This is a genomic window from Stenotrophomonas sp. K-6, assembly GCF_056861555.1.
Map to the genome: position 1 here is coordinate 631,706 of NZ_JBSPUC010000002.1, position 16,042 is coordinate 647,747.

A 16,042-nucleotide genomic window follows, 5' to 3' on the forward strand; every position below is an offset into this window, starting at 1 on the left:
GCGTTGGGGGGGGGGGGGGCCGGCGGGGGGCGGGCGGGGTTTCTCCCCCCCCCCCCCCCCCCCCCCCCCCCCCCCCCCACTACCGGATCCTCGGGTTCCGACCTGTGGCCGAACGTTACAGCCGCACCAGCAGGTGCTTGGCCATCATCCCGTGCAGGTGACCGATGCCGCGGGCCAGGTGCAGCGTCGCAAACAGCAGCAGCACGCCGATGATCGCCAGCAGCGGTGTGACCCAGATCGGCAGCATCTGGATGCCGTCGATGTGGATGCCCACGTAGTCACTGGAGAACAGCGCCGCCACGGGCGCCCAGATGAAGCCGATCGAGGTCGACAACAGCGTGGTGGCGATCGTGAAATAGACGATGCCCAGCGGCAGCATCAGCACGAAGTACAGCAGAGTCAGCCAGGTACGGCCATCGGTGAACATGTCGCCGATGCGCTGCAGCCAGCTGCGGCTGCGGTCGGAGTACGTCGGCCGGCGTGGCATGCGCTCGCCCAGCAGGGCTTCCACCAATCGCCCTTCCAGCAGCGACAACCCGCGTACCGAACCGAAGAACAACACCGCCACCGGGATGCCGATGATCAACACCATCAGCCCCAGCGACAGCGACAGGCCGGTGACCACCCAGGTAAAGAAGAAGATACCGGTGGCCAGCGAGAGCAGCATGTAGAACAGCGCGCCATAGGTGCGTGCCTCCAGGGCGACGCCGAAGAAGCGGGCCAAGGCCGAGCGTGGCTTGGGCGGCGCTTGCGGCGGTGGTACCGAGGCGATGCCGGGGCTGGTGGCCGCTGCACGCCGGATCGGCGCCGCACCCGCGCTTGGCGTGCGCAGCGCGCGGTTCACGGTGATTTCCGTTTCGCGGTAGATTTCGGCCACTTCTTCCGGCGCACCATAGCTGCCGGCCACATCGGCGATCACTTCCGCCTCGCTGCGCCCCGGCTGGGCGGCCAGCTCCGAGCGCAGATACTCCTCGGCGTCGTACAGGGCGTCCTGCACCATCGCCGGATCGGCGTCGTGCAGCGCCGCGCGCAGCTGTGCCAGATACGCGGGAATGGTGGTCGGCAAGGCCCGATCGGCCACGGATTCGATGTTCATGCGGTTACCCCTTCCAGGACGGAATCGACGGAATCACGGGTGGCGCGCCACGCGGCGGTCCATTGCCTGAGCACCTCGTGCCCCGTGTCATTGATGCGGTAATAGCGACGCGGTGGGCCGGCCACCGATGGCTCAACATGGCTTTCCAGCAACCCGGCCCCTTCCAGGTTGCGCAGCACCGGGTACAGCGCGCTCTGCTTGCCACTCAGCACCCCCTCCCCGACCCGCTCCAGCTCCTTGGCGATCAGGTAGCCATACAGCGGCTCACCGGCCTTGGCCAACACTGCCAGCAAGGCCAGGGATACCGTGCCGGAGCTGAGCTCTTTCTGGAACTTCTTGAGGTGGACCTCGTGGTCGCTCATGGCGGTCTCCGCTAGCGTGGAGTCCACACTAGTCCGAAGTTCGCTATAGCGGATGTGTCGTTAGTCACCGTGCCGGTTGGGATGCTTTCCGATCCGAAGGCCCCGGTGCGGGGCGATCTGTCAGAATCGCTCTCCCCACGGAACGCACATGACGTCATGAAGACTCCCACTGCCATCCTGTCGCTTGCCCTGTTGGCCGCTGCCGCCGGCCCCGCCCACGCCATGAAGGGATGCAACTTCGTCGATGGCTCGCATGAGTCGATCAGCGTCGCGCTGCTGGCCTTGGACGCGCGCCAGCGCGGCGATAGCCGGGAGAGCGTGCTGGCCCGTGCGGAGCCGATCAAGACGGACCCGTCATGGCACGCCGCGATGGCGCGCGAAACGGTCGACGAGGTCTTCAGCGACCTGCCCCCCGTGGATGCGGCGGTATACACGGTCTACCGCGCGATGATCTGCTATCGCGCCTCGACGCGGCCGGCCGAAGACGTGGTGGTGGATTACGTCGCGATCCACCCCGCGCTGGCTGCCTGCGAAGCCCAACCGGGTCCGCGGCAGCGGGGTCAGTGCGCCGGCAAAGCCTTGGACGATTACTTCGCCGCTCACGCGGAGTGACGAGGTAACCCGCACCGTGACATGACACGCAGTGCGCCGCTCGCGCATTATCGGGACGCCACCATCTTCGGGGACACCATGCAAAATCATCGCTTCGCCGTGCTCACTCTCGCCCTGGCCTGCCTGCTCCCCACCCTGGCCAGCGCGGCCACGCCTTATCGCAGCCCGCAGCAGATCCTCGACGCCTCCCCGGACAGCGACTGGCGCACGCCCGACCCGGCCAACCTGCTGTACATGAACCTGCCCGCCGGTCGCGTCATCATCGAGTTGGCCCCGGCGTTCGCGCCGCAGCATGTCGCCAACATCCAGACCCTGGCCCACGAGCATTTCTGGGATGGCGAGAGCATCTACCGCGCGCAGGACAACTTCGTGGTGCAGTTCGGCGATGCCGATGCGGATGACGCAGCCAAGGCAAAAGCCCTTGGCAGTGCCAAGCGCAAACTCCCGGCCGAGTTCCAGCGCGACAGCAAGGGGCTCACGGTCAGCCTGCTGCCCGATCGTGACGGCTGGGCCGACCAGACCGGTTTCGTCGACGGCTTCCCGGTGGGCCAGGATCGCAAGGACGGCAAGACCTGGCTGGCGCATTGCTACGGTGCACTGGGCGCCGGCCGCAACAACGAGGAAGACAGCAGCGTCGGCGCCGAGCTGTATGTCGTGACCGGGCAGTCCCCCCGTCAGCTGGACCGTAATATCACCGTGGTCGGCCGCGTGCTGCAGGGCATGGAACTGCTCAGCGCGCTGCCGCGTGGCCCGGCACCGATGGGCTTCTACGCCGATCCAGCGCAGCGCACGGCGATCCAGTCGATCCAGCGTGCCAGCGATGTACCGGCTGCGGAACGACCCAGGCTGCAGGTGCTGCGCACGGACTCCAGGACCTTTGCCGATGCGACCGAAGCGCGCCGTAACCGCGTGGATGATTTCTACAAGCGCCCGGCCGGCCACATCGACCTGTGCAACATCCCGGTGCCGGTGCGGTAAGGCCGAGCCAGCGGCGCGTTGAACGTGCATGGTGTTGGACATGCACGTCCGGGTAGTGCCGGCCGCTGGCCGGCTGATCGCCTGCGCAGAAGCGACCTCTATCCCTTCTGCGACACGGCCACGCTGCCAAGAATCAGCACGCCCGCCACCACCATCGCTCCCGTCACCGGTTCGCCCAGGAACAACCAGGCAAACAGCGCACCGAACATCGGCACCAGATACGTCACGGTCGAAGCGCGCGCCGGACCGATGCGGGCGATCAAACGGTAGAACATCAAAAACGCCAGGCCGGTGCAGACCACGCCCAGCGCGATCGCGCAGGCCCAGGACAGCATCGGGATCGGGGCGGTCGGCCAATGGGTCAGCGCCATCGGCAGCAGCAGGATCGCCGCGCAGCCGAGCGTGGCACCGGCCGACGCCGCCGGTGGCAGGCCCGTCATGTGGCGCTTCACCAGATTGACGCCCAGGCCATACAACAGCGCGGCCAGGGCACCGGCGATCACCGCCGCACCGATGCTCAGACCGGACACTTTGGCCGTGGCCAGCACCACGACGCCGGCGAAGCCGACCAGCAGGGCGATCGCGCGGCGCATGCCGATCTTTTCGCCGAAGAACAGGAAGGCGATCAGTGCGGCGAACAGCACGGTCATCGCATTGCAGATCGCACCGATCGCCGCCGGGGCGCGTTGCGCAGCCCAGGCGAACAGCACGAACGGGATGGCGGAATTGATCAGGCCGATCGGCGCCAGCCACAGCCAGCGTCGGGCCGGGAACTGTGCGCGCGCCTGCCACAGGAACGGCAGCAGCACGAGCGCGCCGAGCAGCAGCCGCACCTCCACCAGCGCATATGACCCGAAGGCGGGCACGGCCACCCGCATGAACAGGAACGAGCAGCCCCAGATCGCACCGAGCACGGTCAGTTCCAGCGGGGTGCGCCAATCGCGCTCGACCGTGCCTGCGGCCAGCGGCGCCCCGCTCACGGCTGCCCTCCGGCGAAAGGCTGACACGCAAGGCAAGCGGTAAGAGACGGCAACATGCGCGTGAATCCGGGGGAGAAGGGCGACAGCATCCGCCTGCCGTCACGCGCCCACAAGCGCGTAGTATCCGTGCAAGCCACAAATCTGATTTGGGTCTCGACCATGATCCTTCGCCCTGCCCTGTTGCCAGCGCTGGGGGTGTTCGCGGTTGCCGCGCGCCACCAGAACTTTGCCCACGCCGCCCAGGAGCTGCACCTCACCGCCAGTGCGGTCAGCCACCATGTGCGCCGGCTGGAACAGCTGCTCGGAACCGTGCTGTTCCAGCGCCATGCGCGCGGCGTGCGGCTGACCGCCGAAGGACGCCAGCTGGCCGATGCGGCGGCGGCCGCGCTCAGTGACCTCAATGCAGTGGCTGGCAACCTGCATCCCCAGGCGGACATCGTGCCGCTGCGCGTCACCACCATCCGCTCGCTGTCGTATTGCTGGCTGATCCCGCGGTTGCCGCGCTTCACCCAACAGCATCCGCGCATGCGTATCGAGCTGCAGACCAGTACCGAGCTGGTCCGCTTCGACGAGACGGGGCCGGAACTGGGCATCCGTTATGGCCTCGGCCAGTGGCCGGGCATGACCGCGCATCACCTGATGGACGATGAACTCTGCCCGGTCGCCTCGCCGGCGCTGCCAGGGGTATCGGCGCTGCGCGACCCGGCGCAGATCGCTTCGCTGCCACTGCTCAGCGACATGTCACCGCAGGGTTGGCGCGACTGGTTCCGCGCCGCTGGCGTGCGCGGCCTGGACCTGCCCTCACTGCACACTTTCAGCGACAGCACCGATGCGATGCGCGCTGCGGTCTACGGCATCGGCGCAGTGCTGGCGCGCAAGCACATCGCACAGCCCTATCTGCAGCGCTACGAGCTGGTGCGTCTGCCCGGTCCCGTGCTCAAGGCGCGCTACGCCTACTACGTGGTGCATGCCGAGCACCGCCCGCTCAGCCCGACCGCGCAGGCGTTCATGGATTGGCTCAAGCGCGAAGCACTGGATGAGCGCACCCCGCTGCCGGCCCTGCCTGACGAGCTGCTGGGCCTGCCGCCTGCAGACCGCGCGCACGACTGAACCGGACGCCACGATCCAGCACGCATCCTCACCCGATCTTTTCCGCACGCTGGCTAGGCTGGAGTCCCTTTCCCCGAGGACCCGCCCATGGCCCTGTTGCGACTGCGAATCACCGGCACCGAAGACGATGCACGTGCCATCACCGACCTGCTGCAGAGCATCGAGGGGATCGAACACGTGGAGGAAACCGACGACCTGATGCCGCACATGGACGACGACGATTCCAGCTCGGCCGGCCTGTCCGATGACATCGGCCCGGGCACCCACGAACTGGAAGTGGAAGTAGGCAACGCACTCGGCGCCCAGCGCGTGCGTGATGCCGTGCAGGAACTGGCGCTGGAACTGGATGTGTTCGTGGAATACGAGCAGGACGAAGGCTGAGTCAACCGTCGTGCCGCGCTTTCAGGCGCGGCACGACCGCTCCATCAGCGTGCAGCCGTCGCGGCCTTGCGCCCCGTGCGACGGCGCCCCACCCACAGCGCCACGACCACGGCACCGACCGCCCAGACCACCACGCCGACCGGCACCAAGGCAGCGATCGCGCGGATCACGAAGGCGATACTGGTGGTGAAGATCGAGCCGAACTCGCTGAACGCCTTGCCGATCTCGCTGCGGCTGCGCTGCCCGGCTGGCCCTTCGAAGTGCATCGTCACCAGCTGGGTATCGATCCGCCGGCGCTGCTGCGCGGCCTCCTTGTTGGCCTGCTCCAGCCCGGCCTCGATCTCTGCCATGCGCTGCGAAACCGCCAGCAGATCGGCGACCTTCATGTCGCTGCGCTGCTGATAGGCCTGCAGTTGTGCGTGCTCTTTCTGCAACCGGGTCTGGGTCAGCGCGGTGTCGGCCACCTGCTGGGCCAGATCTTCGGCATGGGTGTTGCGCGAGGCCACATCGCCGCCTTCACCGGCCAGCGCGATGATCGGTTCCACCCCCTTGGGCGCGATGCGCACGCGGATCGAGCCGGAGCGGGTTTCACCGCCTTCCTCGCCCACCTGCAGCACGGCACAATCCCCGAACCGGTTGCTCTGGCAGGCCTCGGACACGGCCTTCACCCGCTCACTGATGCGCTTTGCGTCGAGCTGGATGCGCAGGTCGTGCTCATAGGCCAGGAACGCGCCCTCCGGTGAGGCCACGGCCCCGGCGGCCGTATCGGCCGCGTAGTCCTCGCCGCTGCGGCCACAGGCCACCAGACCCAACAACAGCATCCCTGCCAGCCCGGCGCGGGCCCGTCCGTTCCATCCAGTCACAGTGCAACTCCATCCAAGGCGATGATCTTCACGGCGCATGGTAATCCAATGGCACGGGGACAACGGGGGCCATCGGCCCTATGCTCGGGGATTGTCCCCAGTACAGGAACACCGATGCGCCAGCATCTGCTTGCCCTCGCCCTGATCGCCGCCCTTGGTGGCTGCCAGCAGGCCGACTCCCCGACGCCCACCACCGGCACCGAAGCGGCCACCCCGGCCGGTGACGCTGCGGTCGATACGGCCTTCGCCGACCTGTCCAAGCGCGCCCTGGACACCTGGATGCAGCTGTCCCCGATCAGCGCCACACAGATTGGCGATCACCGCTACGACAGCGAGATCGACGACCTGAGCGCGGCCGGCCAGCAGAAGATGCTGACCGCATACAAGGCACTGCTGGGCGATCTGGACAAGATCGACGTCAGCAAGCTCTCGCGCGAGAACCAGGTGGACGCGGCGATCCTGCGCAACCAGCTGCAGTCCGAAGTGTGGACCGCCGAAGTGCTGCAGTCGCCCAAGTGGGACCCGCAGATGTACAACGGCATGGCCGGCAGCGCGCTGTACGGCTTGATGGCGCGTGAGTTCGCCCCGCTGCCCGACCGCCTGAAGTCGGCCACCGCGCGCATGGAGAAGCTGCCGCAGATCTTCGCTCAGGCGCGCGAGAACCTGGACCCGGCCCGCGTGCCGAAGATCCACGCCGAAACCGTGGCCAAGCAGAACCGCGGCATCCTGAGCATCGTCGATACCTTCATCACCCCGCACATCGGTGAGCTGCCGGCCGAAGACGGCAAGCGCCTGCAGGCTGCGATCGACGGCCTGAAGAAGGCCGTCGACGAACAGCAGACCTGGCTGGACAAGACCCTGGTGCCGAACGCCAAGGGGGACTTCCGCATCGGTGCGGCGCTGTACGACCAGAAGCTGAAGTTCGCCTTGAACTCATCGCTGTCGCGCGCCGAGATCGGCGAGCGCGCGCGTGCTGAACTTACGCGCGTGCGCCAGGACATGTATGGCATCGCGCAGACTGTACTCAAGGACAAGCCGGGTGCGCCGGCGCTGCCGGCCAACCCGAGCGATGAGCAGCAGCAGGCCGCGATCGAAGCCGCGCTGGAGCTGGCCTACGCGGACAAGCCGGCACGCGACAAGGTCGTTGAAGACGCCAAGGCCGCGCTGGAGCAGTCCACCGAATTCGTGCGCACGCATGACCTGATGACCCTGCCCGATTCGCCGGTCGACATCATCCTGATGCCGGAATTCCAGCGTGGCGTGGCCGTGGCCTACTGCGACTCGCCGGGCCCGCTCGACAAGAACCTGAAGACCTTCTACGCGGTCTCGCCGATCCCGGACGACTGGACCGACAAGCAGGTCGATTCGTTCCTGCGCGAATACAACAGCCGCATGATCCACCTGCTGAGCATCCACGAGGGCACCCCGGGCCATTACCTGGAAGGCTGGCACTCGGGCAAGTTCCCCTCCACGCTGCGCGCGGTGCTGCGTTCGGGCCTGTTCGCCGAAGGCTGGGCGGTCTACACCGAGCGGATGATGCAGGAACAGGGTTACCTGGACAACGACCCGCTGTTCCACCTGGTGCAGCTGAAGTTCTACCTGCGCACCATCTCCAACGCGATCCTGGATCAGGGCGTGCACGTGGACAACTGGACGCGTGAGCAGGCGATGCACCTGATGACCCACGATGCCTTCCAGCAGGAAAGCGAAGCCTCGGGCAAGTGGGTGCGTGCGCAGCTGACCTCCGCGCAGCTGCCGACCTACTTCGTGGGTGCGCAGGAACACTTCGATACCCGCAAGGCCGTGCAGGACAAGCAGGGCGCGAAGTTCAACCTGAAGGCGTACCACGATCAGATGCTGTCCTACGGCGCCCCGCCGGTGCGCTTCGCGCGCCAGCTGATGCTGGATCAGCCGATCGAGTAAGTACCGCCTGGTTCCTCGTCAGACAGGCAAACGGCCCGGGGTGACCCGGGCCGTTTCTTTTTTGCCCACCCCGCCGGCGTTACGCGTCGGCCGCCACGAAGCCCCCGGTCTGCCGCGCCCACAATCGCGCATACAACCCGCCCGCCGCGATCAGCTCGGCGTGCGTGCCGGTTTCCACGATGCGGCCCTGATCCATCACCACCAGCCGGTCCATACGCGCGATGGTGGACAGGCGGTGCGCGATCGCGATCACCGTCTTGCCGGTCATCAATTCATCCAGGTTGTCCTGGATCGCCGCTTCCACTTCCGAATCCAGTGCCGATGTTGCTTCGTCCAGCACCAGGATCGGGGCGTCCTTGAGCAGCACCCGCGCGATCGCGATGCGCTGGCGCTGGCCACCGGACAGCTTCACCCCACGCTCGCCGACATGCGCGTCGTAACCCCGGCGCCCTTCCCCATCGACCAGCGTATCGATGAAGGCCGACGCGCGCGCCTTGGCGACCGCAGCGTGCAACTGTTGTTCCGTGGCATCGGGGCGGCCGTACAGCAGGTTGTCGCGGATCGAACGGTGCAGCAGCGAGGTGTCCTGGGTGACCACGCCGATCTGCCCGCGCAGGCTTTCCTGGGTGACCCCGGCGATGTCCTGCCCGTCGATGCGGATATGCCCGCTTTCCAGGTCGTACAGGCGCAGCAGCACGTTGACCAGGGTCGACTTGCCGGCACCGGAGGGGCCGACCAGACCGATCTTCTCACCGGGCTTCACCTGCAGGTCCAACCCGGCGATCACGCCACCGCGTTTACCGTAATGGAAATGGATGTGATCGAAATGCACACCGCCCTGTCTCACCACCAACGGCACGGCATCGGCGCGATCCTGCACGGTCAGGGGCTGGGAGATGGTGGTGATGCCGTCCTGTACCGTGCCGATATCTTCGAAGATGCCGTTGATGGTCCACATGATCCAGCCGGACATGTTGTGGATGCGGATCACCAGACCGGTGGCCAGCGTGATCGCACCGACGGTGATGTGGCCGCCGTTCCACAGCCACAGCGCCAGGCCGCAGGTGCCCACGATCAGGAAGCCGTTGACGATGGCGATGGTCACTTCCAGCCCGGTGGTGACCCGGGTCTGGCCGCGGTGCTTGATGGCCAGTTCGTCGATCGCCTCGGCCACGTAAGCCTGCTCGCGCCCGCCATGGGCAAAGAGCTTGAGCGTGGGCACGTTGGTGTACCCATCCACGATGCGGCCCATCGCTTTGGAGCGTGCTTCGGAGGCGATCCATGCGCGCTCTTTGGCCCGCGGCACGAAGTACCACATGATCACCGCGTAGCCGGCCATCCACAGCCCCAGCGGAATCATCAGTCGCCAGTCGGCCTGCGCGAACAGATACAGCGCGGTACCGGTGTAGACAATGATGTACCAGAGCGAATCGACCATCTGCACGGCAGACTCGCGCAGCGAGGTGCCGGTCTGCATGACCCGGTTGGCCATGCTGCCGGCGAAATCGTTCTGGAAGAAGCTCAGGCTCTGCCGCACGACATAGTTGTGCATCAACCAGCGCGAGCGGTTGCTCAGCCCGGGTACGATCGCCTGGTTGACCAGCAGGCTGTGCAACGACACCAGCAGCGGCCGCGCGATCAGGGTGATGCCGGCCATCCACATCAATGTGTTGGCATGCCGGGCAAAGAAATCGCTGCCGGGCTGCTCGGCGACCATGTCCACGATGCGGCCAAGGAAATCGAACATCGCCACTTCGACCAGCGCCAGCAGCAGGCCGGCGATCAACGTGGCCAGCAGCACCGGCCATACCGGGCGCAGATAGTGGATATAGAACGGCACCACCTTGCGCGGTGGCATGCGCGCGTCGATCGGCGGGAAAACCGGAATCAGCGATTCGAACCAGCGGAACATCGCAGTGCACCAAAAACAAAACAGGCCGCGATTATCCCACCGCGGCCTGTCCTTTTACTCTCACCTCCATCACACGCCGGCGACGGGGTTCAGCCCTTGGCCTCCGGTGCGATCGGGGTCAGCAGCAGGTCCTGGAAATCAAAGCTGAAATCGGTCAGCGACGACACGGCCTGCATGCGCACCTCGCGGACCTTGCCATCCGGATCGAGGCTGAAATTCACGAAGGCATCGGCGTTGAGCGAGCGGTCGTCCCAGCGCACCAGGAAGGTATCGTGTTGCCAATGCTCCAGCGTGCCGATCAACTGCGCGGTCCTGCCAAAGCGCAAGCGCAGTTTGCCGCCCTGCTGCTCCACGAACACATCGCCGTACCAGGCGTCGCGATAGCCCCCGGCATAGCGCGCCAGCGGCAGCGACGGTCTGGACTTCGCATCGCGCGCGGCCTGGTGCTTCGCCCAGCCCTCGTCCGCCTTTTCCTGCGACTTGGCAACGGCGGCTGCATACGCGGCGACCCAGTCCGTGGCCGGCGCCTTCAGATAGGCGTCCAGCGCCTCCATGGTGATCGCGTTGAACGCCGCGCCCACTTCCTGGTTGGTCAACACCACAATGCCCAGCTTCTGCGCAGGCACCAGGGTCACGCGCGAGACCATGCCCGGCCAGCCGCCGGTATGCCAGACGAGTTTCTCGCCGCGGTAGTCACTCAGGCTCCAGCCTTCGCCATAGCCGGCAAAGTTCGGACGGGCGGAAGCCAGCTGCGGCACGCTCGGCTCGGGCACCACCTGCGGGGTGATCATCTGCCACATCGCCTGCTGGGTCTTGGCGGTGAACAGCGGCTGCCCATTGTCCAGTTTTCCCTGGGCCAGCTGCACGTTCATCCAGCGCGCCATGTCGTGCACGCTGGAATAGATGCCGCCAGCGCCGGCATTGTTGGACCAGGTCAGCGGCGCGACCGTGCGCAGCTGGCTGAAATCGTACTTGGCGTGCCCGACCGCGGCGTTGTCGCCTGGCTGGAGGTGATCGGCGTTGTAGCGGGTGCCGCGCATGCCCACCGGGGTGAAGATGTGCTGCTGCAGGAAGTCCGCATAGGTCTGCCCGGACACCTGTTCGATCACCTGCTGGGCGACCGCGTAGAGAATGTTGTCGTAGGCGTACCGATCGCGGAAACCGGCCTTCAACGGCACCTTGCCCAGCCGCTGCACCACCTCTTTGTTGCTGTAGGAGGTGGTCGGCCAGAACAACAGGTCGCCCGCCCCCAGGCTCAGGCCGCTGCGGTGCGACAGCAGATCGCGGATGCGCATTTCGCCGGTCACATACGGATCGGACATGCGGAAACCGGGCAGATGATCGATCACGCGATCGTCCATCTTCAGCTTGCCCTGTTCGGCCAGCAGGTTCAGCGAGGTAGCGGTGAACGCCTTGGTGTTGGAGGCGATCGCGAACAGCGTATCGGCCTGGACCGGGTCCGGCTTGCCCAGCTCGCGCACCCCGTAGCCGCGTTCCATCACTACCTGGCCATCCTTGACCACCGCCACGGCGATGCCGGGAATGTCGAACGCGCTGCGGGCGCGTTCGATGGTGGCGTCCAGCCGCTGCAGTTCGGCCGGCACGGCCGCTGATGCCAAGGGTGCGCATGCCAGCAGCACGGCGCCTCCGATCCAGGATGTGTTCAAGCAGTGTCTCCGGTTGCGTGTGGCGGGTGCGTCTAGAGTGCCAACGCCCCGGTTTCGCACGATGGTAACGCGGGCCGGATCAGGCTCGCCTGTGCCAGAAGGAGGCCCGCCATGACCGCGCCCGCCGAGACCACCGCCACCATCATTCCCTGCCTGCGCTACCGCGATGCACACGCCGCCATTGCCTGGCTGCAGCGCGCGTTCGGCTTCGAGAAACACGCGGTGTACGCCGATGGCGATACCGTCCACCACGCGCAGCTCGTCTACGGCCACGGCATGATCATGCTGGGCTCTGTCGACAACGGCAGCCAATGGGCCGCTACAGCGTCCAGCCGGACGAGGTCGGTGGCCGCCAGACCCAGAGCGCGTGCGTGATCGTGGCCGATCCGGATGCGCATCATGCGCGCGCCGTTGCCGCCGGCGCGCAGATCGTCATGGACATCGCCGACCAGCCTTATGGTGGCCGCGGCTATGCCTGCCGGGATCTGGAAGGCTACCTGTGGTGGTTCGGCAGCTACGACCCATGGGTCGACCACGCGGACGGCGCATGAGCGCTGCGGCCGGCTCCATCCGCACGGGGATCGGCGGCTGGGTCTTTCCGGCGTGGCGCGGCGGTACCTTCTATCCGGCCGGACTGCCGCAACGCGAGGAACTGGCGTATGCCAGCCAACAGCTGGGCTGCATCGAAATCAACAGCACCTTCTACCGCGCGCAGAAGCCGGCCATCTATGCGCAATGGCGCGCCCAGACCCCCGAGGGTTTCCGCTTTTCGGCCAAAGCACCGCGCACGATCACCCAGACCCACGACCTGACGACCGTTGGGGAACGGGCCGAGCGCTTCATCAACGGCATCAGCGCACTGGAAGACAGGCTGGGCCCGTTGATCTGGCAGTTCGGTGACAGCCATCCCGCCGGTGCGGCCGAATTTGACCGGTTCCTCGGTATGCTGCCACGCAAGGTCGATGGCCATCGTCTTCAGCACGCACTGGAGGTGCGCAACCCCGCGGCCTGGACGCCTGAACTGCTGACCGCCGCCCGCGCCCATGGTGCCGCGCTGGTGTTCAGTGGCTCGGAGGAGTACCCCAGTTTCGCCGACCCCACCGCCGAGTTCATCTACGCGCGAGTGATGCACTCACGCGCGAACCTGCGTGCCGGTTACCCGGCACGGGCGATCCAGCAGTGGTCGCTGCGCGCTGCGCGGTGGGCCCGCGGCGAAGACACCCCGGACCTGCCCCACCTCGCTGCCGAGGCTCCCGCAGGTCCATCTCGCGAGGTCTATGTGGTGTTCATCGGTGCGGCCAAACAGCGCAATCCCGGCGCGGCGATGGCCCTGCGCGACCAACTGATGCAGCTCGGCGACGGGTAAGTCCTCAGCGGCGCCGGCGCCGGGCGGCCAGCGCGCTGTCCAGCCACCACAGCAGCGCACCGCCCACCACGAACACCACGGCTACGCCCAGCACGTTGCGCAGGACCAGCGCCGTGCCCAGCGCCCTCAGATCCAGGAACGGATACGGATACTGACCGCTGAGCCGACCGACCAGCAGTGCCCAGCCCAGGTAGACCGTCGGAAACGCCAGGGCGGCGAGCAGCCCGCGCCGGTGCAGGCCGCCATGCGGTCCGGCCAGCCAGCCGACCAGGTACATCACCGGCACCGCGTAGTGCAGTCCGGTATCGGCCCACCACTGCGCGCCCTGCGGGTCCCACAGCGGGGCTAGAAGCGTCACGTAGATCAGCCCGGTAATGCCGATGAACAACGCCACCGCCGCGCGCGGTACCGGACCGGCCAGCCCTGTCCGGCGGCCGCAGGCCAGCGCAAGGCAGACCACCGCCACCCCGATGTTGCTGAGGATGGTGAAGTAGCCCAGATAGCGCAGCGTCGCGTCCGCCACCCCTTGGCCCGGCGTGCGCAGCAACAGAGCGTACTGCAGCAGCAGCGACACTACCGCGACCGCGGCGGTCAGACCGGCCCAGCCGCGCAACGCCGGTGACAGGACGGAAGCAAGCGTATCGATGTGATGGCGTTTCATCGGCGCAGGATGCCACGGCCCTGCAGAGGATCGCGTGGAGGGCATCGCTACGGGCGCGGCTTGCCGCACAATAGGCAGATGCCGATGACCGACACCCGCAGAGCCCTGCTGCAAATCCATTTCTGTGTGTTGCTGTGGGGCGTCACTGCCATCCTCGGCAAGCTGATCACCCTGCCCGCCCTGCCCCTGGTGTGGTGGCGCATGCTGCTGGTGGTGGCCATGCTGGCGCTGGTCCCGCGCGTGTGGCGTGGTCTGCGCCAGCTGTCGCCGCGTCTGGTGGCCGGCTACTGCGGTGTCGGCGCGCTGGTCGCCCTGCATTGGCTCACCTTTTACGGTGCGGTGAAGCTCGCCAATGCCTCGGTGGCCGCCACCTGCATCGCGCTGGCGCCGGTGTTCACCGCCGTGATCGAACCGTGGGTGGCCAAGCGTCCCTTCCAGTTCCGCGAACTGGCCTTCGGCATCCTGGTCCTGCCCGGCGTCGCGCTGGTGGTGGGAGGCGTGCCCGACGGCATGCGCCTGGGCGTGCTCATCGGCGCGTTGTCGGCGCTGCTGGTGGCGATCTTCGGCTCGCTCAACAAGCGCCTGGTCAGCCATGCCGACCCGCTCACCGTGACCGCGCTGGAACTGGGTGCAGGCACCCTCACCCTGACCCTGCTGGCACCGGTGCTGCCGTTCCTGCTGCCGGCCCTGGCCAGCGACCTGTGGGTGATCCCGGACCTGCACGATGGCCTGTTGCTGCTGGCCTTGGCGGGGCTGTGCACGCTGCTGCCGTTCGCGCTGGCGCTGGTCGCGCTGCGCCATATCAGCGCCTACACCTCGCAGCTGGTGACCAATCTGGAGCCGGTGTACGCGATCCTGCTGGCGATGGTGCTGCTCAGCGAGCAGCGGGAGCTGACCCCGCTGTTCTATGCGGGTGTGGCGATCATCGTCGGCGCGGTGTTCCTGCACCCGCTGCTCAACCGCCGCAGGAAGGTCCAGCATCCGGAAATCCTGGCCACCTCAGAAGCGCGCAACATCGCGGATTGAGCGGGCCGACACGGTCCACGCCGCTCAGTCGGCGCGGATCACCCGGTTGCGGCCCTCGCCCTTGGCCCGGTAGAGCGCCGCATCGGCGCGGGCCAGGGTCTGTTCGATCGCGTCCCCGTGGCGGTGTGCGGCCACCCCGATGCTGATCGTCAGCGGCAGGCCCAACGGCAGATCGGTCACCGCCATACGCAGGAAATCGCACTGCAGTTCGGCGGTGGCCAACGGCGTGTCAGGCATCAGCACCACGAACTCCTCGCCACCATAGCGCGCGGCCAGGCCGTGCCCGGCGAAATGCGCGCGCAGCAACCTGGCCAGTTCGGACAGCACATGGTCACCGGTGGAATGCCCGTACAGATCGTTGACGGTCTTGAAGTGATCGATGTCCAGCAACGCCACCGCGGTCGAGCGCGGTTGGCCATCGGCATCGCGCACCGCCGCCTCCAGCGCCGCACTCATCGCGCGGCGGTTGGGCAGGCCGGTCAGCGGATCGGTCCGGCTCTGTTCGGCCAGGTCCGCGTTCTGCTGCTCCAGCAGTTCGTTGTATTCGGCCAGCCGCTGTTCGTACCAGGCCCGGTCGGTCATGTGCTGCTGGATTTCATGCGCGTAGCGGCGCAGTTCCATCACCAGCGAAACCTGCCGGGACAGCGCGGTGAGCGCCAGCAGCTGGCTGCTGTCCAGATGCCCCGGCGCCGCATCGAAGACGCACAGCGTGCCCAGCGGCAGGCCTTCTACACTGAGCAGCGGCGCGCCGGCGTAGAAGCGCACGTGCGGGTCGTCCACCACCACCGGGTTGTCTGAAAAACGCGGATCACTGCGGGCATCTTCGACCACCATGACCTGGTCCGGGGTCAGGATGGCGTGGGCACAGAAGGAAATGTCGCGATGGGTCTCACAGGCGTCCAGGTGCTGGCGCGCCTTGAACCACTGGCGGTCCTGGTCGACCAGGGTCACTGCCCCCATCCGGGTCCCGCACAGGGCGGTGGCGATCGTCACCAGGTCGTCGAACGAACGTTCCTGGGGGGTGTCAAGAATCTGGTAGCGCTGCAGCGCCAACAGGCGCTGCGCTTCATTGTCCGGCTTGGAAGGCTTGATCATCGCGGCGGGC

General features: G+C 66.9%; 15 protein-coding genes and 1 pseudogene. 8 read left to right on the forward strand and 8 right to left on the reverse strand.

Annotated elements, in window-relative coordinates:
* Positions 1-115: 115 nt before the first annotated feature.
* Together AC13F7_RS08280 and AC13F7_RS08285 are read right to left on the reverse strand one after the other, a co-directional pair.
* Positions 116-1,096: a sensor domain-containing protein gene (locus tag AC13F7_RS08280; protein ID WP_482999815.1), complete on the reverse strand. Its 981-nt coding sequence runs from the start codon at positions 1,094-1,096 to the stop codon at positions 116-118.
* On the reverse strand, positions 1,093-1,458 hold the full coding sequence (locus tag AC13F7_RS08285) for a PadR family transcriptional regulator (protein ID WP_123728747.1): 366 nt from the start codon (positions 1,456-1,458) through the stop codon (positions 1,093-1,095). The genes AC13F7_RS08280 and AC13F7_RS08285 overlap by 4 nt, the downstream gene beginning before the upstream one ends.
* A 156-nt stretch (positions 1,459-1,614) precedes the next feature.
* Between AC13F7_RS08285 and AC13F7_RS08290 the strand changes: the two genes are divergently transcribed.
* Positions 1,615-2,070, forward strand: a complete 456-nt coding sequence (locus AC13F7_RS08290; RefSeq protein ID WP_482999816.1) for a hypothetical protein — start codon at positions 1,615-1,617, stop codon at positions 2,068-2,070.
* A gap of 78 nt (positions 2,071-2,148) precedes the next feature.
* Positions 2,149-3,048, forward strand: coding sequence for a peptidylprolyl isomerase (locus AC13F7_RS08295; protein WP_482999817.1), 900 nt, complete (start codon positions 2,149-2,151; stop codon positions 3,046-3,048).
* Positions 3,049-3,146: 98 nt separating this feature from the next.
* Here AC13F7_RS08295 and AC13F7_RS08300 read toward each other — a convergent pair whose 3' ends face one another.
* On the reverse strand, positions 3,147-4,028 hold the full coding sequence (locus tag AC13F7_RS08300) for a DMT family transporter (protein ID WP_482999818.1): 882 nt from the start codon (positions 4,026-4,028) through the stop codon (positions 3,147-3,149).
* A gap of 159 nt (positions 4,029-4,187) precedes the next feature.
* Here AC13F7_RS08300 and AC13F7_RS08305 point away from each other — a divergent pair, with 159 nt between their 5' ends.
* Both AC13F7_RS08305 and AC13F7_RS08310 read left to right on the forward strand, forming a co-directional pair.
* Complete coding sequence (locus AC13F7_RS08305) at positions 4,188-5,138, forward strand: LysR substrate-binding domain-containing protein (protein WP_482999819.1); 951 nt, start codon at positions 4,188-4,190, stop codon at positions 5,136-5,138.
* A gap of 87 nt (positions 5,139-5,225) precedes the next feature.
* Entirely contained in the window at positions 5,226-5,519 is a 294-nt protein-coding gene (locus AC13F7_RS08310; RefSeq protein WP_019184421.1) for a hypothetical protein, read from the forward strand.
* A gap of 44 nt (positions 5,520-5,563) precedes the next feature.
* Here AC13F7_RS08310 and AC13F7_RS08315 read toward each other — a convergent pair whose 3' ends face one another.
* Complete coding sequence (locus AC13F7_RS08315) at positions 5,564-6,340, reverse strand: DUF4349 domain-containing protein (RefSeq protein WP_482999820.1); 777 nt, start codon at positions 6,338-6,340, stop codon at positions 5,564-5,566.
* Positions 6,341-6,496: 156 nt separating this feature from the next.
* Here AC13F7_RS08315 and AC13F7_RS08320 point away from each other — a divergent pair, with 156 nt between their 5' ends.
* Positions 6,497-8,305 carry a DUF885 domain-containing protein gene (locus AC13F7_RS08320; protein ID WP_482999821.1) on the forward strand — a complete coding sequence of 603 codons (1,809 nt, stop codon included), beginning with the start codon at positions 6,497-6,499 and terminating at the stop codon, positions 8,303-8,305.
* A 79-nt stretch (positions 8,306-8,384) separates the two neighbouring features.
* On the opposite strand, the gene smrA is transcribed toward AC13F7_RS08320, so the two are convergent.
* A complete protein-coding gene (gene smrA, locus AC13F7_RS08325; RefSeq protein ID WP_482999822.1) occupies positions 8,385-10,217 on the reverse strand; it encodes a multidrug efflux ABC transporter SmrA in 1,833 nt (610 codons plus the stop codon).
* A gap of 89 nt (positions 10,218-10,306) precedes the next feature.
* Entirely contained in the window at positions 10,307-11,884 is a 1,578-nt protein-coding gene (locus AC13F7_RS08330) for a serine hydrolase (protein ID WP_482999823.1), read from the reverse strand.
* 111 nt (positions 11,885-11,995) lie between these two features.
* Between AC13F7_RS08330 and AC13F7_RS08335 the strand changes: the two are divergent.
* Positions 11,996-12,435, forward strand: a pseudogene (locus AC13F7_RS08335) (VOC family protein).
* Positions 12,432-13,250, forward strand: coding sequence for a DUF72 domain-containing protein (locus AC13F7_RS08340; RefSeq protein ID WP_482999824.1), 819 nt, complete (start codon positions 12,432-12,434; stop codon positions 13,248-13,250). The pseudogene AC13F7_RS08335 and the gene AC13F7_RS08340 overlap by 4 nt, the downstream one beginning before the upstream one ends.
* 4 nt (positions 13,251-13,254) lie before the next feature.
* On the opposite strand, the gene AC13F7_RS08345 is transcribed toward AC13F7_RS08340, so the two are convergent.
* Positions 13,255-13,911, reverse strand: coding sequence for a Pr6Pr family membrane protein (locus AC13F7_RS08345; protein WP_482999825.1), 657 nt, complete (start codon positions 13,909-13,911; stop codon positions 13,255-13,257).
* Positions 13,912-13,989: 78 nt separating this feature from the next.
* On the opposite strand from AC13F7_RS08345, the gene AC13F7_RS08350 reads away from it, so the two are divergent.
* Positions 13,990-14,937, forward strand: a complete 948-nt coding sequence (locus tag AC13F7_RS08350; RefSeq protein ID WP_482999826.1) for a DMT family transporter — start codon at positions 13,990-13,992, stop codon at positions 14,935-14,937.
* 24 nt (positions 14,938-14,961) lie between these two features.
* On the opposite strand, the gene AC13F7_RS08355 is transcribed toward AC13F7_RS08350, so the two are convergent.
* Positions 14,962-16,032, reverse strand: a complete 1,071-nt coding sequence (locus AC13F7_RS08355; protein WP_482999827.1) for a sensor domain-containing diguanylate cyclase — start codon at positions 16,030-16,032, stop codon at positions 14,962-14,964.
* Between the last annotated feature and the right edge of the window lie 10 nt (positions 16,033-16,042).